At 72.9% G+C, this 21,285-nt stretch carries 19 protein-coding genes; 9 read left to right on the forward strand and 10 right to left on the reverse strand.

Features of this window, described 5'->3' with window-relative positions:
* Positions 1–70 precede the first annotated feature (70 nt).
* Genes CTE05_RS06935 through CTE05_RS06945 form a run of 3 tightly spaced genes read left to right on the forward strand, consistent with a single transcriptional unit; the run spans position 71 to position 3,143 of the window.
* A complete protein-coding gene (locus tag CTE05_RS06935; RefSeq protein ID WP_146845389.1) occupies positions 71–1,501 on the forward strand; it encodes a Gfo/Idh/MocA family protein in 1,431 nt (476 codons plus the stop codon).
* Positions 1,498–2,418, forward strand: coding sequence for a DUF6807 domain-containing protein (locus CTE05_RS06940; protein WP_146845390.1), 921 nt, complete (start codon positions 1,498–1,500; stop codon positions 2,416–2,418). Before CTE05_RS06935 ends, CTE05_RS06940 begins: the two co-directional genes overlap by 4 nt.
* Positions 2,415–3,143 carry a cupin domain-containing protein gene (locus CTE05_RS06945; RefSeq protein WP_146845391.1) on the forward strand — a complete coding sequence of 243 codons (729 nt, stop codon included), beginning with the start codon at positions 2,415–2,417 and terminating at the stop codon, positions 3,141–3,143. Before CTE05_RS06940 ends, CTE05_RS06945 begins: the two co-directional genes overlap by 4 nt.
* Before the next feature lie 7 nt (positions 3,144–3,150).
* Here the strand turns inward: CTE05_RS06945 and CTE05_RS06950 are convergent, their stop codons facing one another.
* Positions 3,151–3,645 (reverse strand): hypothetical protein, encoded by a 495-nt coding sequence (locus CTE05_RS06950; RefSeq protein ID WP_146845392.1) that lies wholly within the window; start codon positions 3,643–3,645, stop codon positions 3,151–3,153.
* Positions 3,646–3,789: 144 nt separating this feature from the next.
* Between CTE05_RS06950 and CTE05_RS06955 the strand changes: the two genes are divergently transcribed.
* Positions 3,790–4,293 carry a hypothetical protein gene (locus CTE05_RS06955; protein ID WP_146845393.1) on the forward strand — a complete coding sequence of 168 codons (504 nt, stop codon included), beginning with the start codon at positions 3,790–3,792 and terminating at the stop codon, positions 4,291–4,293.
* A 3-nt stretch (positions 4,294–4,296) separates the two neighbouring features.
* Here the strand turns inward: CTE05_RS06955 and CTE05_RS06960 are convergent, their stop codons facing one another.
* The 5 genes from CTE05_RS06960 to CTE05_RS06980 all read right to left on the reverse strand — a co-directional run bounded on the left by CTE05_RS06960 (position 4,297) and on the right by CTE05_RS06980 (position 9,434).
* Positions 4,297–5,937, reverse strand: a complete 1,641-nt coding sequence (locus CTE05_RS06960; RefSeq protein WP_371863357.1) for a bifunctional 3'-5' exonuclease/DNA polymerase — start codon at positions 5,935–5,937, stop codon at positions 4,297–4,299.
* A gap of 161 nt (positions 5,938–6,098) precedes the next feature.
* A complete protein-coding gene (locus CTE05_RS06965) occupies positions 6,099–6,746 on the reverse strand; it encodes a GNAT family N-acetyltransferase (RefSeq protein ID WP_246123389.1) in 648 nt (215 codons plus the stop codon).
* Positions 6,747–6,828: 82 nt separating this feature from the next.
* Entirely contained in the window at positions 6,829–8,043 is a 1,215-nt protein-coding gene (locus tag CTE05_RS06970) for an ABC transporter permease (protein ID WP_146845396.1), read from the reverse strand.
* Positions 8,040–8,975: an ABC transporter ATP-binding protein gene (locus tag CTE05_RS06975; RefSeq protein WP_146845397.1), complete on the reverse strand. Its 936-nt coding sequence runs from the start codon at positions 8,973–8,975 to the stop codon at positions 8,040–8,042. Before CTE05_RS06975 ends, CTE05_RS06970 begins: the two co-directional genes overlap by 4 nt.
* A gap of 54 nt (positions 8,976–9,029) precedes the next feature.
* Entirely contained in the window at positions 9,030–9,434 is a 405-nt protein-coding gene (locus tag CTE05_RS06980; protein WP_146845398.1) for a hypothetical protein, read from the reverse strand.
* A gap of 133 nt (positions 9,435–9,567) precedes the next feature.
* Here CTE05_RS06980 and CTE05_RS06985 point away from each other — a divergent pair, with 133 nt between their 5' ends.
* Entirely contained in the window at positions 9,568–10,665 is a 1,098-nt protein-coding gene (locus CTE05_RS06985; protein WP_146845399.1) for a DNA glycosylase AlkZ-like family protein, read from the forward strand.
* Between the two features lie 16 nt (positions 10,666–10,681).
* On the opposite strand, the gene CTE05_RS06990 is transcribed toward CTE05_RS06985, so the two are convergent.
* From CTE05_RS06990 to CTE05_RS07000, 3 genes are all read right to left on the reverse strand, one after another.
* Positions 10,682–12,646 (reverse strand): beta-galactosidase, encoded by a 1,965-nt coding sequence (locus CTE05_RS06990; protein WP_146845400.1) that lies wholly within the window; start codon positions 12,644–12,646, stop codon positions 10,682–10,684.
* Positions 12,646–13,770, reverse strand: coding sequence for a Gfo/Idh/MocA family protein (locus CTE05_RS06995; protein ID WP_146845401.1), 1,125 nt, complete (start codon positions 13,768–13,770; stop codon positions 12,646–12,648). The genes CTE05_RS06990 and CTE05_RS06995 overlap by 1 nt, the downstream gene beginning before the upstream one ends.
* Before the next feature lie 199 nt (positions 13,771–13,969).
* A complete protein-coding gene (locus CTE05_RS07000; protein WP_146845402.1) occupies positions 13,970–15,016 on the reverse strand; it encodes a LacI family DNA-binding transcriptional regulator in 1,047 nt (348 codons plus the stop codon).
* Between the two features lie 260 nt (positions 15,017–15,276).
* On the opposite strand from CTE05_RS07000, the gene CTE05_RS07005 reads away from it, so the two are divergent.
* The 4 genes from CTE05_RS07005 to CTE05_RS07020 all read left to right on the forward strand — a co-directional run bounded on the left by CTE05_RS07005 (position 15,277) and on the right by CTE05_RS07020 (position 20,363).
* On the forward strand, positions 15,277–15,642 hold the full coding sequence (locus tag CTE05_RS07005) for an L-rhamnose mutarotase (protein ID WP_146845403.1): 366 nt from the start codon (positions 15,277–15,279) through the stop codon (positions 15,640–15,642).
* Positions 15,639–16,793 carry an L-rhamnose isomerase gene (gene rhaI / locus CTE05_RS07010; RefSeq protein ID WP_146845404.1) on the forward strand — a complete coding sequence of 385 codons (1,155 nt, stop codon included), beginning with the start codon at positions 15,639–15,641 and terminating at the stop codon, positions 16,791–16,793. Before CTE05_RS07005 ends, rhaI begins: the two co-directional genes overlap by 4 nt.
* Complete coding sequence (locus CTE05_RS07015; RefSeq protein WP_371863354.1) at positions 16,790–18,820, forward strand: bifunctional aldolase/short-chain dehydrogenase; 2,031 nt, start codon at positions 16,790–16,792, stop codon at positions 18,818–18,820. The genes rhaI and CTE05_RS07015 overlap by 4 nt, the downstream gene beginning before the upstream one ends.
* Before the next feature lie 85 nt (positions 18,821–18,905).
* Positions 18,906–20,363 carry a rhamnulokinase gene (locus CTE05_RS07020; protein ID WP_146845406.1) on the forward strand — a complete coding sequence of 486 codons (1,458 nt, stop codon included), beginning with the start codon at positions 18,906–18,908 and terminating at the stop codon, positions 20,361–20,363.
* Between the two features lies 1 nt (position 20,364).
* Here the strand turns inward: CTE05_RS07020 and CTE05_RS07025 are convergent, their stop codons facing one another.
* Positions 20,365–21,261: an AEC family transporter gene (locus CTE05_RS07025; protein WP_222595427.1), complete on the reverse strand. Its 897-nt coding sequence runs from the start codon at positions 21,259–21,261 to the stop codon at positions 20,365–20,367.
* Positions 21,262–21,285 lie beyond the last annotated feature (24 nt).

The raw sequence follows: 21,285 nt of genomic DNA on the forward strand, positions 1-21,285 counted from the left end.
CCACCGCTTAGGCTACCTACCGACGGAGAACGCTTTCCGCAACGACGCGACGACGACACCGAGGACTCCCGTGAACGACCAGAACCCGACCGCACCTCGCCCCGCATCGAGCAGCAGCACCGCCGCCGGTCCGGGCGTCGTCCCGGAGTTCGCACCCGCACCCCCGGGAGAGCTGCGCCGGTACGCCGTGGTCGGCACCGGGCACCGGGCGGGCATGTACGTCGACGCGATCGTCGGGGAGCACGCCGACGTCGCGACCCTCGTCGCGCTGCTGGACACCAACCCGGGCCGGATGGACCACTACGAAGGCGTCGTCTCGCAGGCGCTCGGCCGGCCCGCGGACCTGCCCCAGTACGCGCCGGACGGTCTCGAGAAGATGATCGCCGAGCAGGCGGTGGACGTCGTCGTCGTGACGGCGCCCGACCACGCGCACGCCGAGCTCGTCGCCCGGGCGCTGGCCGCGGGCGCCGACGTCGTCGTCGAGAAGCCCCTGACCGTCGACCGCCCCGGCTGCCGACGCATCACGGGTGCGGTCGCGGAGACCGGCCGCGACGTCGTCATGACGTTCAACTACCGGTACGCCCCGCGGAACTCCTCCCTGCGCCAGGTCATCGCGTCCGGCGAGATCGGCGAGGTCACGTCGGTGCACTTCGAGTGGGCGCTCGACACCGTGCACGGGGCCGACTACTTCCGCCGCTGGCACCGCGACAAGAAGAACTCCGGCGGCCTGGTGGTGCACAAGTCGAGCCACCACTTCGACCTGGTCAACTGGTGGCTCGGCGACGTCCCGGCCCGCGTGTACGCCCGCGGCGGCCTGAAGTTCTACGGCGACCGCAACGCCGCCGAGCGTGGCCTCGGCTCCCGGCCCGCCCGCGGCACCGGCGTCGTCGGCGACCCGTTCACGCTCGACCTGAACGCCGACCCCCGCCTGAAGTCGCTCTACCTCGACGCCGAGGAGCACGACGGGTACCTGCGCGACCAGGACGTGTTCGGTCCGGGCATCACCATCGAGGACAACCTGGCGCTGCTCGTCGACTACCGGCGCGGCGCCACCCTGACGTACTCCCTGAACGCGCACAGCCCCTGGGAGGGGTACCGCGTCACCGTCAACGGCACGGCCGGGCGCGCGGAGCTCGAGGTCGTCGAGCGCGGCGCGATCGCGCTGGACGAGGACGGGAACGCACTGCTCGACCCGTCCGCGACGCCGACGTCGCTCGGTGACGCGCTCCGCCCCGAGGGGGAGCGGCTGCTGGTGCAGAAGCACTGGCAGCGCGCCACGGAGCACCCGATCCCCGACGGCATCGGCGGGCACGGCGGCGGCGACGCGATCCTGCTCAAGGACGTGTTCCGACGGCACCTGCGCGTCTCCGAGGACGCGCTCGGCCGCCCGGCCGGGTACCTCGACGGGCTGCGAGCCGTGTCCGTCGGCATCGCGGCCAACCAGTCGCTGGTCACCGGCCTGCCGGTGACGATCGCCGACCTGGACCTGGGCGCGTCGTGACCCGTCTCTCCGCCCTCCACGACGTCGGCCGTGCGGTCGACGTCGTCGCCGACGGCACCACCCTGGCGCAGTACGTCTACGTCCCCACCGACGTGCAGCTGGAGAGCCCGCGCCCATACCTGCACCCCGTCCGCACCCGCGGCGGCGACCTGGTCACCGCCTTCCGCCCGCACGACCACGTGTGGCACAAGGGCATCGCCTGGTCGCTGCCGGTGGTCGGGGAGCACAACTTCTGGGGCGGCCCCACCTACGTGCACGGTGAGGGGTACGTGCAGCTGGAGAACGACGGGTCGATGGACCACGTCGCGCTCACCGACCTCCGCGTCGCGCCCGACCGCGTCGACCTCGCGCACACCCTCGCCTGGCACACCCAGGCCGGCGCGCACGTCGTCGACGAGCGGCGCACCCTCGGGTTCGTGGTCCCCGCGGGGCGCGACGACGCCTGGGTGCTGACGTTCGAGACGACGATGACCAACGTGTCCGCCGACGACCTGACCATCGGGTCGCCCACCACGCGCGGTCGGGAGAACGCCGGCTACGGCGGGCTGTTCTGGCGCGGGCCGCGGTCGTTCACCGGCGGGACCCTGCTCGCCCCCGACTTCTCCGGAGGGGAGGAGGCCCGGGGCACGCGCGGGCCGTGGATGGGGTTCGTCGGCCGGCACGACGGCACCGACGGCACCTCGACGGTCGTCATCGTCGACGGCACCGACAACCCGTCCCACCCTCCGCAGTGGTTCGCCCGCACCGAGCAGTTCGGCTGCCTGAACCCGGCGCCGTTCTTCTCGACGGAGGTCCCGTTCGCCCCCGGCGACGCCCTGCGGTTCCGGTACGCGGTCGTCGTCGCCGACGGCTCCTGCGACCCGGCGTCGGCGGCCGACCTGGCTGCTGTGGGCGGGCGCGAGATGCTGTCCCGATGAACGGACTTCCCGGGGGCGTCTCCGTCAGCCACCTGCGCGTCTACGACTGGCCCGCGTCCGACGGCGTCGGTGCGGCGGGCAGCGGGTCGCCGCACCTGCACGTCGTGTCGTCGGAGGCCTACGTCGTCCTCGCGGGCACCGGCTCCGTGCACACCCTCGGGTCGGCGGGGTTCACCGTCCACCCGCTGCGGCCCGGGGCGATCGTGTCGTTCGGTCCCGGGGTGGTGCACCGCGCCGTGAACGACGGCGACCTCGAGGTGCTGGTCCTCATGTCCAACGCGGGCCTGCCCGAGGCCGGCGACGCCGTCCTGACCTTCCCGGCGTCCGTCCTCGCCGACCCCGCCGCCTACCGCGCGGCCGCGACCCTGCCCGGCGACGGTGCGTCCGACGACGAGCTCGCCGCCGCCGCGCGCCGCCGCCGCGACCTCGCCCTGGAGGGGTACGCCGAGCTCGGCGCCGCCGTCGACCGCCTCGGCCCCGCCGCGCTCACGCCCCTCCACGACGCGGCGACGCGCCTGGTCCGACCCTTCGCGCCCCGCTGGCAGGAGACGTGGACGCGCAACGTCTACCCCGAGACCGAGGACACGGCTGCCGCGCTCGAAGGCCTGTTCCGTGGCGTCGCGCCCCACCTGGCGCGCGGGACCGTGTCGGGTGTCGACGCCGACCCGGCGCCGCGCCGGTACGGCATGTGCGGTCGGCTCCTGACCTGGCCGACGGCCGGCTGAGGCCGCGTCAGCGGTTGTCGCTCTTCGCCTGGCGGCGGGCGCCCTGGGCCTGCGACGACGCGTCGCGCTTCGTCCCGCCCGTCGTCTGGCTGTGGCTGCGAACCTCGCCGGGGCCGACTCCCGCAGCCGCGGGACCGGCACTGCCCGGACCGGTGGACCGGTTCGCGCGGGCCGCGGCGAGCCGCTCCTGCTTGAGCACCTCGGCGGCCTCGGCGGCGCGCGTCTGGAGCAGCCCGCTGACTCGGGAGAGCGCGTCCTCGAAGACCTCCGCCTTCTGCGCCGCCTGCGTGTTCTTCGGCCGCGAGATGCCTCGACCGCCGTGCTCCTCGACACCGGCGCTGGCCTGACGGCGGTAGTTCTTCTGGTGCTTCTTGCGCGCGCGCCGGATGCGGGAGTGGAGCCGGATCAGCTGGTCCTCGTCGAGCTCCTTCATGCGGGCCGGCTCGGTCTCGCGCACGAGGTCGCGTTCCTGGCCGTTGAGTGCGCCGAGCAGATCGTCCATCGGAGTTCCCCCGTCGAGTCGTTCCCGCGTCGTTGCGTCGTTTTCGACCGTAGCGGGCGGGGGCCGTCGTGTCGCGGGCAGTCGGACCGGGTCCCGCGCAGGGCACGATAGGTTCCGTTGTCCGACCGTGAGGTGGAGGAACAGGTGGACGAGCGCGTCACCCGTGTGGGCCGGTTCCTGCACAGCAAGGGCCCGGCCGAGATGCTCTACGGCGCCCTCGTGTCGAGCGTCGTCCTCGCCGCGACGAGCGCGGGGGCCAAGACCGGTGAGCTCGTCGCGCTCGCGACCGCCATGGTCTCGGTGACGTACTGGCTCGCGCACGTCTACGCCGACGCGATCGGCGGGCGGTTCGAGGACACCGACCACAGCGCGCACCACCGGCTCCGGCACGCTCTGCGCAACAACACCGGCGTGCTGCTGGGGAGCCTCCCCGTCCTGGTGGTCTTCCTCATCGGTCGGCTGCTCGGCATGACCGTGGCGAACTCCGCGTTCCTCGCGCTCTGGTTCACGGTCGCGATGCTCGCGGGCGTCGCGGCGTTCGCGGCCCATCGAGCCGGGGTCCGTGGCGCCCCGCTGCTGGGCGAGACCGCGCTGGCAGCCGGCTTCGGGCTCCTCGTCATCGCCCTCAAGCTGATCCTGTCCCACTGACCTCTACTTCGCCTGGTCGTAGCTGTCCACCACCGCCACGTTCAGCGCGAAGTCCACAGGCGTGTCCCCGAACAGCAGCCGTCCGGCCTCGACCGCCGACTCCCTGACGGCCACGGCGACGACGTCGGCCACGTCCGCCGGCGAGTGCACCATCACCTCGTCGTGCAGGAAGAACACCAGGTGCGGCCGACCCTCGACGGCCAGGAGCCGACGCCGCAGCGACGCCATCCAGCACAGCGCCCACTCGGCGGCGGTGCCCTGGACGATGAAGTTCCGCGTGAAGCGGCCCCAGTCACGACCGTGCCGCCGGGCCGCCCGCACGTCCTCGGCGTCGGCGCCCTCCGCGGACGCGGCCAGCAGCTCGGCCTGGCGTGAGGCGTTCGGCCGCGGGGACGTGCGGCCGAGCCACGTCGAGACGACGTCACCGCGTTCCCCCGCCCGCGCACCCGCCTCGACCAGGGCGACCGCCTGCGGGTACGCCTTGGTCAGCCGGGGCATCAGCACGGCCGACGGGCCGGTGGTGGCGCCGTAGATGGCGCCGAGCATCGCGTACTTGGCCTCGGACCGGGTCTCGACGATGCCCGCGTCGACCACCCCCTGGTACAGGTCGGCCTGCCGGCCCGCCGCGGCCATGGCGGCGTCGCCGGACATGGCGGCCAGAACACGCGGCTCCAGCTGCGCGGCATCGGCGACGACGAGCTTCCAGCCGTCGTCGGCCCGGACCGCACCCCGGATGCTCGCGGGCAGCTGGAGCGCGCCCCCACCGCTGGTCGCCCAGCGTCCGGTGACCACACCGCCCGGCACGTAGTCGGGACGGAACCGGCCGTCGTGCACCCAGGTGTCCATCCACGCCCAGCCGTTCGAGCTGAGCAGCCGGGCGAGCTTCTTGTACGCGAGCAGGGGCTCCTTGACCGGGTGGTCGAGGTGCTGGATCTCCCACTTCCCGGTCGACCCCACGTCACACCCCGCCGACCGCAGCCCGCGCAGCAGGTCAGGCTGCGAGTCGAGGTTCAGCGACGGCTGCCCGAGCGCCTCCCGGACCTCGTCGGCGAGCGCCTCCAGCTTGGCCGGTCGTCCGCCTCGGGAGCGCGGACCGAGCAGGTCCGTCAGGAGCGCATCGTGGGCCTCGACGCTCCACGGCATCCCGTCGTGCTGCATCTCCGCGGCGATCAGCGCCCCTGTCGACTCCGCCGCGAGCAGCAGCCGCAGCCGCCCCGGCTCGTCGGCGCCCGCGACGGCCGCGAGCTGGACCCGCAGCTCGTCCAGAGGATCGGCGGGCGTCGACGGTCCCGCGTCGTCGAAGAGGCTGCCCTCGACCGGCGGCGGGACCCGCGGACCGTCCCACGGCCCCGCGGGTGCCGTGGCCAGCGCCGACGACTGCGAGTAGACGCTCCGGCGCAGGATCGCGTGGCAGAGCCGCAGGTCGTGGCACCGTTCGACGCGCACCCCGGCAGCGAGCAGCGGCGGGTAGCGGCGCGACGTGTCGTCCCAGACCCACCGCGGCCGGTCCGCCTCACGCTCCGCGACGATCGCCGCCAGGTCCCCGGCAGCGACGACCTCGGAGCCGAGCGGCTCACCCTGGTCGGTCAGCGACTGCAGCTCCACGACGCCGGCGCGCGACGGGTCGTCGAGGAGCAGCAGCAAGGACACGGCTCATCGTCGCAGCCGGGTCCGACACCACCGGTCAGGCCGCGTTCGCCCGGACCGCGTGGCATCGCAGGAGGTCGGGGTCGGGGCGGCCGGTCGAGGAGAACTTCACCCCCTGGTGACCGAGGGGTGGACGATGTCCTCGAGTCGGACAGGCGTCAGACGCGGACCCGGGCGGCGTCGCGGCGCATCGGGAAGATCCAGGGACCGTCGTCCGACGACGGCGCCATGGGGACGCGCTCCTTCACCGGCACGTACCCGAGCGCGGTGTAGTAGCCGACGTTGTCGGGCTTGGTGGTCTCCAGGTAGGACGGCCCGCCGGCGCAGTCGATGACCGCGAAGACGGTCGCCATGAGCCGCTTCCCGCGACCGGCCCGCTGCAGGTCGGGCCGTACTCCGAGCGCCTCGACGTACCAGGCGTCGGACGGCACGCCCGCGGAGGTGACGTCGCCGAACTTGATGATGCCGAGGCTGTGCTCGCGGGTGTGCAGGGCGATCCGCGCGATCCGGAACGACTGACGCCACCAGCGGGCGGGGGTCATGGGGTAGCTGCCGGGCGGGTACAGGGCGATGGCCCCCGTCACGGCCCCGTCGAGCCGGGTCACGTACGCCTGCCCGTAGCGGACGGAGTCGGACAGCGTCATGCGGTACATCGCGCGCAGCTCGCGCTCGCGCCGGGCGCGCACGGGGAACAGGTGGACGAAGCCGGGGTCGTCGGCGAGCGCCGCTGCCAGCACCGTCGCCGCATCTGCGATGCCGGACGGCAGCAAGGGCTCGACGACGTCGGGCGGCGGGGGAGCGGACATGTCGCGCATCCTCTCTGGGACGTGCGTCCAGATGCAACCCCCGGATGACTCCGGTGAAGACCCGCCTGACCTGCGCAAACACTTACGAGGCTGTCAGCGCGTCCTTCAGCTTGATCCGCCCACCGCTGCGCAGGACCGCGTTCGAGTAGATGCGACCGGCGAGCCAGACCAGGACGGGGATCAGGGCGAGCGACAGCCCGAGGGACACGGCGACCTCCCACGGTGCCACCTCGCCGAGCGCGATCCGGATCGGCATGAGCATCGGCGCGCAGAACGGGACGAAGCTCAGCCAGACGACGAGGGGGTTGTTCGGGTCCCACGGGGCGATGCTCACGCCGATGAGGTACGGGATCATCATCAGGGTCATGATCGGCGCGGTCACCGAGCCGACGTCCTCCTGCCGGGACACCAGCGCCGAGAGCGCGGCGAGGGCCAGCGCGTACATCGTGAAGCCGACGACGAACCAGACGATCACCCACAGCGCGGTCACGCCGAGGTTGATCGAGCTGGCGTCGACGAGCCCGAGGACCGCCGCGGTCCCCGCCCCCGCACCGACGACGAGCACGACCTGGGTCAGCCCGATCACCCCGATGCCCAGCACCTTGCCCGCCATGAGCTGCCACGGCCGCACGGTCGCCAGCAGCAGCTCGACGACGCGCGACGACTTCTCCTCGACGACGCCCTGCGCGACCAGCTGGCCGGCGGTCATGAGGGAGATGAACAGCAGGATCCCGGCGACGAACCCGGCCACGACCTGGGCGGAGTCGCGCTCCGGCTCGGGCTCCAGCGCGGTGACGTCGGGTGCCGCCTGAGCGATCTCGCGGCCGACCTCACCCGGGTCGCCGCCGAGGTCGGTGACCGCCGACGACAGCGCCTCCTGCTGCGCCAGCGACCCGAGCACGGGCGCCAGCGCGTCGGGGAGCTCGGTGTGCACGAGGACGGTCAGCGGGTCGGTGCCGGTCACGACCGCGCTCACGGTGCCGTCCTTCAGGAGCGGCTCCGCGGCCTCGGCGGAGTCGACCTCCTGCGTCTCGACCGTCGTGCCGATGACGGAGCCCAGGGCGACGAGCTGCTCGGCGACCCCCGACGCCTCCGGGGTCACACCGACCTTCTGGGCAGAGTCGGACTGGGATCCCACGAGGTGCAGCAGGACCCCACCGAGCACCACGGCGGCGACGAGAGCGACCGTGGTCCAGACGAAGGCCTTGGACCGGACGCGGGTGGTGATCTCGCGCCCCGCGATGAGGCGGATGGCGGCGCCGTTCGAGATCTCGACGACGGTCGGGCGGGGGGTCATGCGGACACCGTCTCTCGGTCGGTCGCGGTGGCGTCGGTCGTGACGACGTGCCGGTAGAGCTCGGTCAGGGAGGGGCGGAGCAGGCCGAACTCGTGCACGGGGCCCGCAGCCATCGCGGCCCGCAGGATCTCCTGGTCGACGGCGTCGGCGGCCTGCCCGCGCACCTCGACGACGGACCGGGTGCCCTGCGAGGAGACGAGGTGGGCCGACGGCACCGTGCTGATCCACGTCGACGCCGGTGGTCCGTCGACCACCCATCGCCTGTCCTCGGTCCGGCGCAGCTCCTCGATCCCGCCGAACTTCACCATCGACCCGCTCTTGATGATCCCGACGCGGTCGCACAGCGACTCGACGAGCTCGAGCTGGTGCGACGAGAACAGCACCGGCACACCCGCGGCGGCCTGCTCGCGCAGCACCCCGCTCATCACGTCGACCGCGACGGGGTCGAGGCCGGAGAACGGCTCGTCGAGCACCAGGATCTCGGGGGAGTGCACGAGCGCGGCGGCCAGCTGGACGCGCTGCTGGTTGCCCAGCGACAGCTTGAGGATCTCGTCGCCGCGCCGCTCCGCGATGCCGAGCACCTCGGTCCAGTGCTCCATCGCGGCCTTGGCCGACGACGGGCTCAGACCGTGCAGCCGCGCGAGGTAGACCAGCTGGTCGCTGACCTTCATCCGCGGGTACAGGCCTCGCTCCTCGGGCATGTAGCCGATCCGCTGCCGCACCGCGAGGTCGACCGGACGGCCGTCCCAGCGGACCTCGCCGGAGTCGGCCTCCAGCACGCCGAGCACGATCCGCATCGCCGTCGACTTCCCCGCCCCGTTGGAGCCGACGAAGCCGACGATCTCGCCGGCCGGCACCTCCATCGACAGCTCACGCAGCGCGCGGAGGTCGCCGTAGGACTTGTCGAGGGACTCCAACGTCAGCGCAGGCATGAGTCGATCCAAACAGAGATCACCGACGGGATGCGACACCCTGCCGCGCGTACCTCACGGTGCGGCGCCGTCCGCCACCGGCGCAGGCCGGCCCCGGGTGCCCCATCCGACGAGCACCCCCGTGACCAGCAGACCGATGGCGACCAGCCGCACGAGGCCCAGCCCGATGTTGGCACCGCTTCCCGGCTCGCCCGTCGTCAGCGCCCAGACCGCCAGGAGGATGACCGCGCCGGCGCCCACGAGCCCGGCGGCGAGCCGTGCGGACCCGCGAGACGGTCGTCCGGGGACGGTCAGGAAGAGCAGTGCCGAGACGATGCCGAGCCCGCAGGCGAGGAGGTTGAGGACGGTCGGCGCGGCGCCTCCGTCGGTGGCCGACCGCACGCCGCTGACGATCGTGGCGACGAGGAGCAGCACCAGAGCTGCGCCCCCGAACGCCGCCGCGCCACGGATGCTTCTCATCTGGTTCTCCTCGATCGGGAGGCTCCCAGGTGCGGAGCCCGAGGCGTCGGCCGGCTGACCGTCGGGAGGACCGTAGCGGGTCGTGGTCGTCGCCGGTGCGCGGGTGTCACCGGGTCGTCCTAGGCTCCCGGACGTGCACCACCTCTCCCGTGCCGACGCCCGCAGGGTCGCCGTGCGCGCCCAGCGCCTGACCGCGGACCGCCCGACGGACGTGCACGACACCGTGCACGACCTGTGGCTCCTCCTGCTCAACCCGACCGCCGCGATCGCCCCGAGCGCGGACCTGGTGCTGTGGAGCCGGATCGGGTCGGCGTACGACCCGCGGGAGCTCGCGGACGCGCTCGAGCAGCAGTCGATCCTCGAGTTCCGTGGCACGCTGCGGGTCGCGGAGGACCTCGCGCTGTACCGCGCCGAGATGGAGGTCTGGCCGGAGGTCGGCGCCCGCGCGTCGGACTGGCAGCGGTCCAACCGGCGGTGGGTCGCGGACAACGAGGGGTGCCGCCAGGACATCCTCGAGCTCCTGCGCGCCGACGGCCCGCTGCCGGTGAGCGAGCTCCCCGACACGTGCGTGCGGCCGTGGAGGTCGTCGGGGTGGAACAACAACCGCAACGTCACCATGCTGCTCGACCTGATGATGCAGATGGGCGACGTGGCCGCGACGGGCGGCACAGGCCGCGACCGGCTCTGGGACCTGGCCGAGCGCGTCTACCCGCAGGTCCCCCCGGTCCCGCTGGAGGAGGCGTTCCGGATCCGCGGCGAGCGCCGCCTGGCCGCGCTGGGCATCGCCCGGGCCAAGGGGCCCGCCCACCCCGTCGAGCCCGTCGACGTGGGCGAGGCGGGCGAGGCCGCGACGGTCGAGGGGGTGCGCGGGCAGTGGCGGGTGGACCCGGCGCTGCTCGACGCCCCGTTCGAGGGCCGTGCCGCGCTGCTGTCCCCGTTCGACCTGCTCCTGCACGACCGCAAGCGCATGACCGACATCTTCGAGTCCGACTACATCCTCGAGATGTTCAAGCCCGCGGCCGCGCGCCGCTGGGGCTACTACGCGCTCCCCGTGCTCGTCGGCGACCGGCTGGTGGGCAAGCTCGACGCGACGGCCGACGTCAGGGCCGGGGTGCTGCGGGTCAACGCGGTGCACGAGGACGAGCCGTGGAGCGCCGACGCGCGCGCCGCCGTGGACGCGGAGATCGACGACCTCGCGCAGTGGCTGGAGCTGGACCTGCTCCGACCGTAACCGCGGCCTGCCGCTCTCACCCTTCCCGCAGCACGGCCACCGCGCCGGCGGGGAGCGAGAGGGTGCCGGTGACCGAGGCGTTCGTGAGGAGCTCGTGGCCCTGCGCGGGCACCGTGACCTCGTCGGTCGTGTGGTTGAGGACGAACAGCCACGAGCGACCGTCGTCGGCGACCCGGCGGACCGCCTCGACGCCGTCGAGCTCCGGCGTCAGACCGGCCTCCGCGATCAGCGCGTCCGTCACGCCCTGCAGCCCGTCGGCGTTGAGCCGCGTGCCCAGGTACCAGGCGGCTCCCGCGCCGACGGGTCGCCGGGTCAGGGCAGGCCAGCCGGCGAGGTCGCCGTCGGCGAACGTGCGGACGGCGGAGGTGCCGGGGGCGAGGTGGGTCTGCTCCGACCAGAGGTCGGCGGGCGTGCCGTCGTCGAGCGTCAGCGTCTCGCCGTCCTGCAGCGCCCAGAACTCCTCGGTGCGCACGCCCAGCAGCTCCCGGAAGGCGCCCGGGTAGCCGCCGAGGCGGACGTGGTCGACCTCGTCGGCGATGCCCGAGAAGTACGTGACCAGCACGGAGGCGCCGCGCTCCGCAGCCCGTGCGATGTTGGCCGCGTCGGCGTCGGTCACCAGGTACAGCCCCGGAACGACGACGAGCGAGTACCCCGACAGGTCCGCCGACGGCCGCACGATGTCGACCGTGACATTCCGCTGCCACAGGGCGCGGTAGTGCGCGAGCACGCGGTCGGGGTAGGTGACGGCGGCCGACGGGTGGCTGTCGAGCTCGGTGCCCCACCACGCGGGGTAGTCGAAGACGATCGCGGCCTTCGCGCGCACGCGCGACCCCTCGACCTCGGCCAGGGCCTGCAGCGTCGAGCCCAGCGCGACGGTGTTCCGCCAGACGTCGGTGTCCGTCCCCGCGTGCGGCAGCATCGCCGAGTGGAACTTCTCCGCCCCCGCGGCGGACTGGCGCCACTGGAAGAACATCACCGCGTCGGCGCCGCGGGCGACGTGCGCCAGCGAGTGCCGGATCATCTCGCCCGGCCGCTTGGTCCGGTTGCGCGGCTGCCAGTTCACCGCGCTCGTCGAGTGCTCCATGAGCATCCACGGGTCGCCGCCGGCCACGCCGCGCGTGAGGTCCGCGCTGAACGCGAGCTCGACGTGGGCCTCCGGGTCGTGGGCGCGCGTGTAGTGGTCGTTGGCGATGACGTCGAGGTCGTCGGCCCAGGAGAAGTAGTCCATCCACTTCGTGCCGGTGGAGAGCATGAGGTTGGTGGTCGTCGGCACGTGCGGGGTGACCTCGCGCAGCACGTCCCGCAGCGCGCGGTAGTGCACCAGCAGCTCATCGGAGGAGAACCGCGCGAAGTCCAGCTGCTGCGTCGGGTTCGGGTACGTCGGGGCGCTGCGCGGGGGGAGCACCTCGTCGAAGTCGTCGTACCGCTGCGACCAGAACGCCGTGCCCCAGGCGGCGTTGAGGGCCTCGACCGTGCCGTACCGGTCCGCGAGCCAGCGCCGGAACGCGACCGCCGCGTCGTCGGAGAAGTCGTGCGGGACGTGGCAGCCCAGCTCGTTGTCGACGTGCCAGAGGACCAGCGCGGGGTGGCGCCCGTACCGCTCCGCCATCGTGCGCGTCATGCGCAGCACGTACTCGCGGTACTCCGGCGAGGACACCCGGTACGCCTGCCGACCGCCCGGGTGCAGCACCGTCCCGTCCGCCAGGACCGGCAGGAACTCGGGGTGCTTGCGCGTCAGCCACGGCGGCGGGCTCGCGGTCGCGGTGGCCAGCGTGACCTTGATGCCCGCCGCGTGGAGCCGGTCGAGGATGTCGTCCAGCCAGCCGAACTCGAAGACGCCCTCCCGCGGCTCCAGCTGTGCCCAGCTGAAGATCCCGACACTGACCAGCGTGACGCCGGCCTGCTGCATGAGCTCGACGTCCTCGATCCGGGTGGCCAGCGGCCACTGCTCGGGGTTGTAGTCGCCGCCGTACTGGATCATCAGGTCCTCGTCGCTCGTCGTAGGTCTTCGATGCCGTGCAGGAAGCCGTCGCGCAGGGTGCTGCCCGGCGCCAGGTCCGCCTTGGTGACCGGGCGGCCCAGGGTCGCCGAGGCGTAGATCGCGGTGACCAGCTCGAGTGACCGGTGCGGGTCCGCGGCGACCGGCGGCAGCGGCTCCCCGGAGCGCAGCGCCGCGTAGACCGCGCGCAGCAGCGGAGTGTGGCCGGAGGGCTCGTCGTCGACCGGCAGCGACCAGGCTGCCGGCGCCGCGTCGGGCTCTCCGCCGGTGCGGGACGGCGCCGCGGTGAGCCGCCACGAGCGGGCGTCGTGGCCGTAGAGGTGCTCGACCTCGACCGTGCCGAGCGTCGTGTCGACCCGGACGTAGCTGACCTGGCGCGGCGACAGTGCGGTGGTCAGCACGGACACGATCGCGTCGTTGGCGAACCGGATCACCGCGGTGGACGTGTCCTCGGTCTCCAGGTCGCGGTCGAGGCGGAACGCGCGGGCGTCGACCTCGGCCCACTCGCCGAGCAGGAACGCGAGCAGGTCGAGCTGGTGGATGCCCAGCCCGAGCAGCGGCCCGCCGCCCTCCGTCGCCCACTTCCCACGCCACGGCACCGCGTAGTAGTCCTCCTGCTTGCGGTACCAGAGCGTGTGGCAGACGCCGACGAGCGGCCGCCCGAGCGTGCCGTCCGCGAGGAGCCCCTGCACGTGACCGACGGCGGTCCCGGTGCGCTGCTGGAACACGACCGCGTACTCGCGGCCCACCTCCTGGGCGACCGCGAGGACCGCGTCCAGGTCCGCGAGCGACAGGACCGGTGGCTTCTCGCACACCACGTGGGCACCGGCGCGCAGGGCGGTGATCGCCTGGTCCCGGTGCAGGCCCGGCGGGGTGCACAGGTGGACGACGTCGACTGTCTCGGCGGCGAGGAGCGCGTCGAGGCTGTCGTACCGGCCAGCGACCGCGTACCTGTCCGCGAACGTGTCCCGGACCTCGGGGCTGGGGTCCGCGACCGCGACGACGTCGGCCAGGGGGTCGAGCGCGAGCACCTGTGCGTGGGCGTGGGCGATGGCGCCGGTCCCGACGACGGCGACCTTCAGCGTGCCCTGCGACAGCTCTGTCACGTCTGCTCCCTCACAGCCTGAATCGATCCATCGCCACGGTAAGCGCTTGCCTCCGATCCGTCCACCACGCCGCCCTGGACCGGCACGCGTCTCTAGTCCTGCGGGGACGAACGACTGCGGCAGTCTGCGACGGGAGCGGCAGTTAGCACACACGTCCTCGTCGCAGACTGCCGTCCTCGCGGAGAGTGTGCGACCGGCGTCAGGCGCTCGGGTCCGAGGAGCCCCGGACGACGAGCTCCGGCTGGAACTGCACGCGCTGGTGCTGGAAGGCCGCGCCCTCCGAGCGCTGGCGCAGCAGCAGGTCGGCCGCGGTCCAGCCCAGCTGGTGCGTCGGCTGGCGCACGGACGTCAGGGGCACGGTGAGCATCGACGCGAAGACGACGTCGTCGTACCCGACCACCGCCATCTCGGCGGGGATCGCGACGCCGTGTGCCCGCAGCGCGCGCAGGGCGCCCAGGGCGGTGAGGTCGTTGACGCAGAACATCGCGGTCGGCCGGTCGCCCTCGGCCGCGAGGAGCCGGTTGACCCCCTCCTCGCCGCCCTCGGCGTTCAGCGACCCGATGGTGATCTCGACGAGGGCGGACGCGGGGTCCAGCCCGGCACCGGTCAGGGCGGCGAGCACGCCCTCGCGCCGGTCGACGCACTGCTTGATCGTCTGCGGCCCGTTGATGAACGCGATGCGGGTGTGCCCGAGGCCGACCAGGTGCTCGACGGCCAGGGCGCCACCGCGCACGTCGTCGACGGCGACCGAGGAGATGTCGTCGACCGGCGAGGTGGTGTCGAGCAGGACCACGTCGATGCCGCGGTCCCGCAGCGCGAGCAGGGCGTCCAGGGAGCCGGCGGACGGCGTGACCATGACGCCCTGCACGCCGTGCTCCTCGAACAGCCGCAGGTAGCGGGCCTCACGCTCGGGGTCCTCGTCCGACGAGCTGAGCATGAGGGTGTACTCGTCGGCGGCCAGCCGGTCCTCGACGCCGCGGGCGACCTCGGTGAAGAACGGGTTGGCGATGTCGAGCACGATGGCGCCGACGGTCTGGATGGTCCCGGCGCGCAGCTGGCGGGCGGAGGCGTTGCGGACGAACTGGAGCTCCTCGATCGCCACGAGGACGCGGTCGCGCGTGCTGTCGCTGACCTGGTCAGGGCGGTTGAGCACGTTGGAGACGGTGCCGACGGACACGCCTGCCCGCTTGGCGACGTCCGTGATGGAGGGCCGGCGATCGGCGCGTCCCCGTGTCGTCGTCGACATCGACCGTCGTCCTCTCCGTCGAGCTCTCGAGCGTGCGCCCGATGGTAGTTGCCCGGCGACGGCCGTCGTGGGTGCCTCGCGGGACCATGACTCTTGTGGCTCTGCCTCCGTGCGCGTACGGTGCAGGATAGTGAATCGATTCATAGCGCACAAGGAGAGGGGTCCCGACGCTGGGCTCCGGGACCTACCCTTGACAGTACGGTAAACGCTTACATACAGTGCGTGAATCGTTTCAACGTCGAATCGAGGAAGGTGGGCGCATGACCCGCGTGTGCTTCGTCTCCCGTGTCCGGCCCGACCGGCTGGACGAGTACCGGTCCCGCCACGCCGCCGTGTGGCCCGAGATGCTCGAGGCCCTGCGTGACACCGGCTGGCGCGACTACTCGCTCTTCCTGTCCGGCGACGGGCTGCTCGTCGGCTACCTCGAGACCGACGACTACGCCGCCGCCCAGGAGGCCATGACCCGCACCGCGGTCAACCCACGCTGGCAGGCTGAGATGAGCGAGTTCTTCGTCGACGACGGCAACCCGGACGAGGGCTTCACGGTCCTCGACGAGGTGTTCCACCTGGAGGACCAGCTGCGTGCGGCCGGCCTCGCCACCCACCCCCAGGAGCTCCGCGCATGACCATCCACGACGCACTACGGCAGCAGACGATCGAGCTCCCCTCCTGGGCGTTCGGCAACTCCGGCACCCGGTTCAAGGTGTTCGCGCAGCAGGGCGTCCCGCGCGATCCCTACGAGAAGATCGCCGACGCCGCGCAGGTGCACCGGTACACGGGCGTCGCGCCGCGGGTCAGCCTGCACATCCCGTGGGACCTGGTCGACGACTACGACGACCTCGCGCGGCACGCCAAGGAGCACGGGGTGTCCATCGGGGCGATCAACTCGAACCTGTTCCAGGACGACGACTACATGCTCGGCTCGCTGACGCACCCGTCGGCGAGCGTGCGGGCGAAGGCCGTCGCGCACCACCTGCAGTGCATCGACGTCATGCGCGCCACCGGGTCGACGGACCTCAAGCTCTGGCTGCCGGACGGCCTGAACTACCCCGGCCAGGACTCGCTGCGTGCCCGGCAGGACCGGCTCGCGGACTCGCTCGCGGAGATCTACGCGGCCCTCGACCCGAACCACCGGCTGATCCTGGAGTACAAGTTCTTCGAGCCGGCGTTCTACGCGATGGACATCCCCGACTGGGGCACGTCGCTGCTGCACTGCCTGGCGCTGGGCGATCGCGCGTTCGTCGTGCTCGACACCGGGCACCACGCGCCCGGGACCAACATCGAGTTCATCGTCGCCCAGCTGCTGCGCGCCGGACGACTGGGTGCGTTCGACTTCAACTCCCGGTTCTACGCCGACGACGACCTCATGGTCGGCTCCGCGGACCCGTTCCAGCTGTTCCGGATCATGCACGAGATCGTGCAGTCGGGGGCGCTCGCCCCGTCGTCGGGGGTCAACTTCATGCTCGACCAGTGCCACAACATCGAGCCGAAGATCCCCGGGCAGATCCGCTCGGTCATGAACGTGCAGGAGGCCACGGCGAAGGCGCTGCTCGTCGACGCCGAGGCGCTGCTGGCGGCGCAGACCGCCGGTGACGTGCTCGGCGCGAACGGGCTGGTCATGGACGCCTACAACACGGACGTCCGGCCGCTGCTGGCGGACCTGCGGGAGTCGCAGGGGCTCGACCCCGACCCGATCGGGGCGTACAAGGCGTCGGGGTACGCGGAGAAGATCGTCGCCGAGCGCGTCGGCGGCACACAGGCGGGATGGGGAGCATGAGCGTCGCAGACGAGCTGGTCGCACGGTCCAACAGGCTCGGGGCGGACCCGCGCACGACGAACTACGCGGGTGGGAACACGTCCGCGAAGGGCACGGCGACGGACCCGGTCACGGGTACCGACGTCGACCTGCTCTGGGTCAAGGGCTCGGGCGGTGACCTGGGGACGCTGACCGAGAAGAACCTCGCGGTGCTGCGGCTGGACCGGGTGCGTGCGCTGGTCGACGTCTACCCGGGCGTCGAGCGCGAGGACGAGATGGTCGCGGCGTTCGACTACTGCCTGCACGGCAAGGGCGGCGCGGCGCCGTCGATCGACACGGCGATGCACGCGTTGGTCGACGCGGCGCACGTGGACCACCTGCACCCCGACTCCGGGATCGCGTTCGCGACGGCGGCCGACGGCGAGAAGCTCACCGCCGAGGTCTTCGGCGACACCGTGGTGTGGGTGCCGTGGCGCCGGCCGGGGTTCCAGCTGGGGCTGGACATCGCGGCGATCAAGGCGGCGAACCCGCAGGCCATCGGGTGCGTCCTCGGTGGGCACGGCATCACCGCGTGGGGGGACACGTCGGCGGAGGCCGAGGAGCGGTCGCTGCACATCGTGCGGACCGCGGAGGAGTACATCGCCTCGACGCTCGCGGGAGGTCCGCACCCGTTCGGTGACGTCGTGGTGGAGGCCCTTCCCGACGAGGAGCGGCGCGCCCGTGCGGCCGCGCTCGCTCCGGTGATCCGGGGACTGGCCTCGTCGGACAAGCCGCAGGTCGGCCACTACACCGACTCCGAGGTGGTGCTGGACTTCGTGTCCCGCTCTGCGCTGGGTCGGCTGGCCGAGCTGGGCACGAGCTGCCCGGACCACTTCCTGCGGACGAAGGTCAAGCCGCTGGTCGTGGACCTGCCCGGCGATGCGCCGCTGGACGAGGTCGTCGGCCGCCTCAAGGAGCTGCACGCCCTCTACCGGGCGGACTACCAGGCCTACTACGACCGCAACGCCACCCCGGACAGCCCGGCGATCCGCGGCGCCGACCCGGCGATCGTGCTGGTCCCGGGCGTGGGGATGTTCTCGTTCGGCAAGGACAAGCAGACCGCCCGCGTGGCGGGGGAGTTCTACGTCAACGCGATCAACGTGATGCGCGGCGCCGAGGCCATCTCGACGTACGTGCCGATCGACGAGGCCGAGAAGTTCCGGATCGAGTACTGGGCGCTGGAGGAGGCCAAGCTCGCGCGCATGCCGAAGCCGAAGCCGCTGGCCACCCGGGTCGCGCTGGTCACCGGTGCCGGGTCGGGGATCGGGCGGGCGATCGCCGAGCGGCTCGCCGCCGAGGGCGCGTGCGTCGTGATCGCCGACCTCAACCTGGAGGGGGCGGCCGAGGTGGCCGCGTCCCTGGGCGGTCCCGACGTGGCGATCGCGGTGCGGGCCGACGTGACGTCCGAGGACGACATCGCCGGCCTCATCGAGTCGACGGTGCTCGCGTTCGGTGGCGTCGACCTGGTCGTGAACAACGCCGGGCTCTCCATCTCCAAGCCGCTGCTGGACACCACGGTCACGGACTGGGACCTGCAGCACGACGTCATGGCCCGCGGCTCGTTCCTGGTCGCCCGCGAGGCAGCCCGGGCGATGATCGCGCAGGACATGGGCGGCGACATCGTCTACATCGCCTCGAAGAACTCCCTGTTCGCCGGCCCGAACAACATCGCCTACTCCGCGACGAAGGCCGACCAGGCGCACCAGGTCCGGCTGCTCGCCGCCGAGCTCGGCGGCCACGGGATCCGGGTCAACGGGGTCAACCCTGACGGCGTGGTCCGCGGCTCGGGCATCTTCGCCGGCGGCTGGGGCGCCCAGCGCGCGGCCACCTACGGCGTGCCGGAGGAGGAGCTGGGTGCGTACTACGCCCAGCGCACCCTGCTGAAGAAGGAGGTCCTGCCCGAGCACGTGGCAGCGGCGGTCTTCGCCCTGACAGGCCCGGACCTCGTCCAGACCACCGGCCTGCACGTCCCCGTCGACTCCGGCGTCGCGGCGGCCTTCCTGCGATGACCGACCAGAACGGCACTCTGCGACGAGCGCGGCAGTTCAGACTGCCGCGCTCGTCGCGGACTGCCGCGCCCGGCGGAGCGGCTACGTGAGCGCGTTCGCCGCCGTCGACCTCGGGGCGTCGTCGGGGCGGGTCATCGTCGGGACCGTCGACGGCGCGCGCGTGGCGCTGCACGAGGTCAACCGGTTCCCCAACGGTCCCGTGGCGGTGGCGGGCGCCCTGCACTGGGATGTCCTCGGGCTGTACCGGGGCGTGCTCGACGGGCTGCGCGCCGCGGGCCGTGAGGCGGGGGTGCTCAGCGGCGTCGGCATCGACTCGTGGGCCGTGGACTACGGGCTCCTCGACGGCGACGGTGCCCTGGTGGGCAACCCGGTCCACTACCGCGACGGGCGCACCGACGGCGTGCCGGAGAAGGTCTTCGCGACGATCCCCGCGGCCGAGCTCTACGCCCGCACGGGGCTGCAGGTGCAGCCGTTCAACACGGTGTTCCAGCTCGTCGCCGCACAGGGCACCGCAGCGCTCGCCGCAGCACGCACCGCGCTGCTGGTCCCGGACCTCCTGGGCTACTGGTTGACCGGCGCGCGCGTCGCGGAGGTGACCAACGCGTCGACCACCGGGCTGCTCGACGCGACCACGCGGACGTGGGCGACCGACCTCGCGGAGCGGCTCGGCATCGACAGCTCGATGCTGCCGCCGCTCCTCGACCCGGGCGCGCTGCTCGGCCACGTGCGTGCGGACGTCGGGCTGCACGGGTCGGTGCCGGTCTGGACCGTGGGCTCGCACGACACCGCGTCGGCCGTCGTCGCGGTCCCGGCGACCGGCGACGACTTCGCGTACATCTCCTGCGGCACGTGGTCCCTCGTCGGGCTCGAGCTCGACCGCCCCGTGCTCACCGAGGCCAGCCGCGCGGCGAACTTCACCAACGAGGCCGGGGTCGACGGCACCGTCCGGTACCTGCGCAACGTCATGGGCCTGTGGGTGCTCCAGGAGTCGATCCGCACCTGGAACGACGCCGGGCTCCCCGCCGACCTGCCCGACCTGCTGGCCGCGGCCGCCCGCGTCCCGGCGCTGACCACGGTGGTCGACCTCGACGGTCCGACGTTCCTGCCGCCGGGTGACATGCCGGCCCGCATCGCCGCCGAGGCCGTGCGCACCGGACAGACGCCCCCGCAGTCGCAGGCCGAGACGGTCCGGTGCATCCTCGACTCGCTCGCGCTGGCATACCGCAGGGCGGTGCGGCAGGCGTCGGCGCTCGCTGGCAAGGACGTCCGTGTGGTGCACGTGGTGGGCGGCGGAGTGCGCAACGAGCTGCTCTGCCAGCTCACCGCGGACGCGACCGGCCTGACCGTGGTCGCGGGGCCCGTCGAGGGGGCCGCGCTGGGCAACGTCCTGGTGCAGGCGCGGGCCGCCGGCGTGCTGACCGGGGGGCTCGCGGACCTGCGGGCGGTCGGCGCGCGCGGCCTGGAGCTGCGGCGGTACGAGCACGGCGCCACCGGTGGTCCGGCGGACCGGCAGTGGGCGGCTGCCGAGCAACGGCTGCGCTGACTCACCCGAGCGTCGCGGCGACCACCAGCAGCACCGGCACGCACAGCACCGTCGTGAGCAGGCCCGCGTCCCGCGCGAGCGCTTCGCCGTGCCGGTACTGCATCGCGTAGACGAGCACGTTCTGCGCGGTCGGCAAGGACGCCATCGCGACGACCGCGAGCAGCGCGTGCCCAGGGAGGCCGAGCGCGGTGCCGAGCCCCCAGGCGAGCACCGGGTGCGCGACCGAGCGCAGGCCGACGGCGAGCGCGAGGTCCCGGCGCGGTGCGGTCGAGTCCACGGTGCGGGGCAGGGCGAGCGACATCCCGAACGTGAGCAGCGCCAGCGGCGCGGCGGCGGCCCCGACCAGCCGGAACGGCTCGTAGACGACCTCGGGAAGGTCCCATGGAAGCGCCGCCAGGACCAGGCCGACCAGCGTGCCGACGATGATCGGGTTGCTCAGCGTCCGTCGCGCCACGGAGCCACCCAGGGAGCCCCGGTCGAGCACGGCGAACGCGATCGGCGCCAGGACGAGGAGCTGGAACAGGAGCGTCGGCACCACCGCGACCGCGTCGTCCAGCAGGTAGACCGCCAGCGGCAGGCCCACGTTCCCGGCGTTGACGTAGGAGGACGCCAGCGCGCCGACCGTGACGTCCGCCGCCGACCGCCGCCAGGCCGCACGCAGGACCACGATCGCCACGAGCGCGATCGTCGCGGTCGACGTCCAGGTGACCACCGCCGTCCGCGAGAGCAGCAGGTGCAAGTCGGCGTGCGCGACCGTGGTCAGCAGCAGCGCCGGCGTCGCGACCGCGAAGACCACCCGCGCGAGCACAAGTGCGGCGCGGTCCCCGAGCACGTGGCGGTGCGCGAGGAACCAGCCGACGGCGACGACGAGCCCCATCGTGCCGAGCGCTGTCAGCACGGCGGTCACCGGAGGATCACGGGA

The organism is Cellulomonas terrae, from assembly GCF_007990265.1.
GTDB lineage: Bacteria > Actinomycetota > Actinomycetes > Actinomycetales > Cellulomonadaceae > Cellulomonas > Cellulomonas terrae.

Coding starts and splice junctions, on each gene's coding strand:
- CTE05_RS06965 (WP_246123389.1), bottom strand. CDS start 6,746: ATGTCCGCTCCCCCGCCGCCCGACGTCGTCGAGCCCTTGCTGCCGTCC.
- CTE05_RS06975 (WP_146845397.1), bottom strand. CDS start 8,975: ATGCCTGCGCTGACGTTGGAGTCCCTCGACAAGTCCTACGGCGACCTC.
- CTE05_RS06980 (WP_146845398.1), bottom strand. CDS start 9,434: ATGAGAAGCATCCGTGGCGCGGCGGCGTTCGGGGGCGCAGCTCTGGTG.
- CTE05_RS07005 (WP_146845403.1), top strand. CDS start 15,277: ATGACCCGCGTGTGCTTCGTCTCCCGTGTCCGGCCCGACCGGCTGGAC.
- CTE05_RS06970 (WP_146845396.1), bottom strand. CDS start 8,043: ATGACCCCCCGCCCGACCGTCGTCGAGATCTCGAACGGCGCCGCCATC.
- CTE05_RS06990 (WP_146845400.1), bottom strand. CDS start 12,646: ATGATCCAGTACGGCGGCGACTACAACCCCGAGCAGTGGCCGCTGGCC.
- CTE05_RS07015 (WP_371863354.1), top strand. CDS start 16,790: ATGAGCGTCGCAGACGAGCTGGTCGCACGGTCCAACAGGCTCGGGGCG.
- rhaI (WP_146845404.1), top strand. CDS start 15,639: ATGACCATCCACGACGCACTACGGCAGCAGACGATCGAGCTCCCCTCC.
- CTE05_RS07000 (WP_146845402.1), bottom strand. CDS start 15,016: ATGTCGACGACGACACGGGGACGCGCCGATCGCCGGCCCTCCATCACG.
- CTE05_RS06950 (WP_146845392.1), bottom strand. CDS start 3,645: ATGGACGATCTGCTCGGCGCACTCAACGGCCAGGAACGCGACCTCGTG.
- CTE05_RS06945 (WP_146845391.1), top strand. CDS start 2,415: ATGAACGGACTTCCCGGGGGCGTCTCCGTCAGCCACCTGCGCGTCTAC.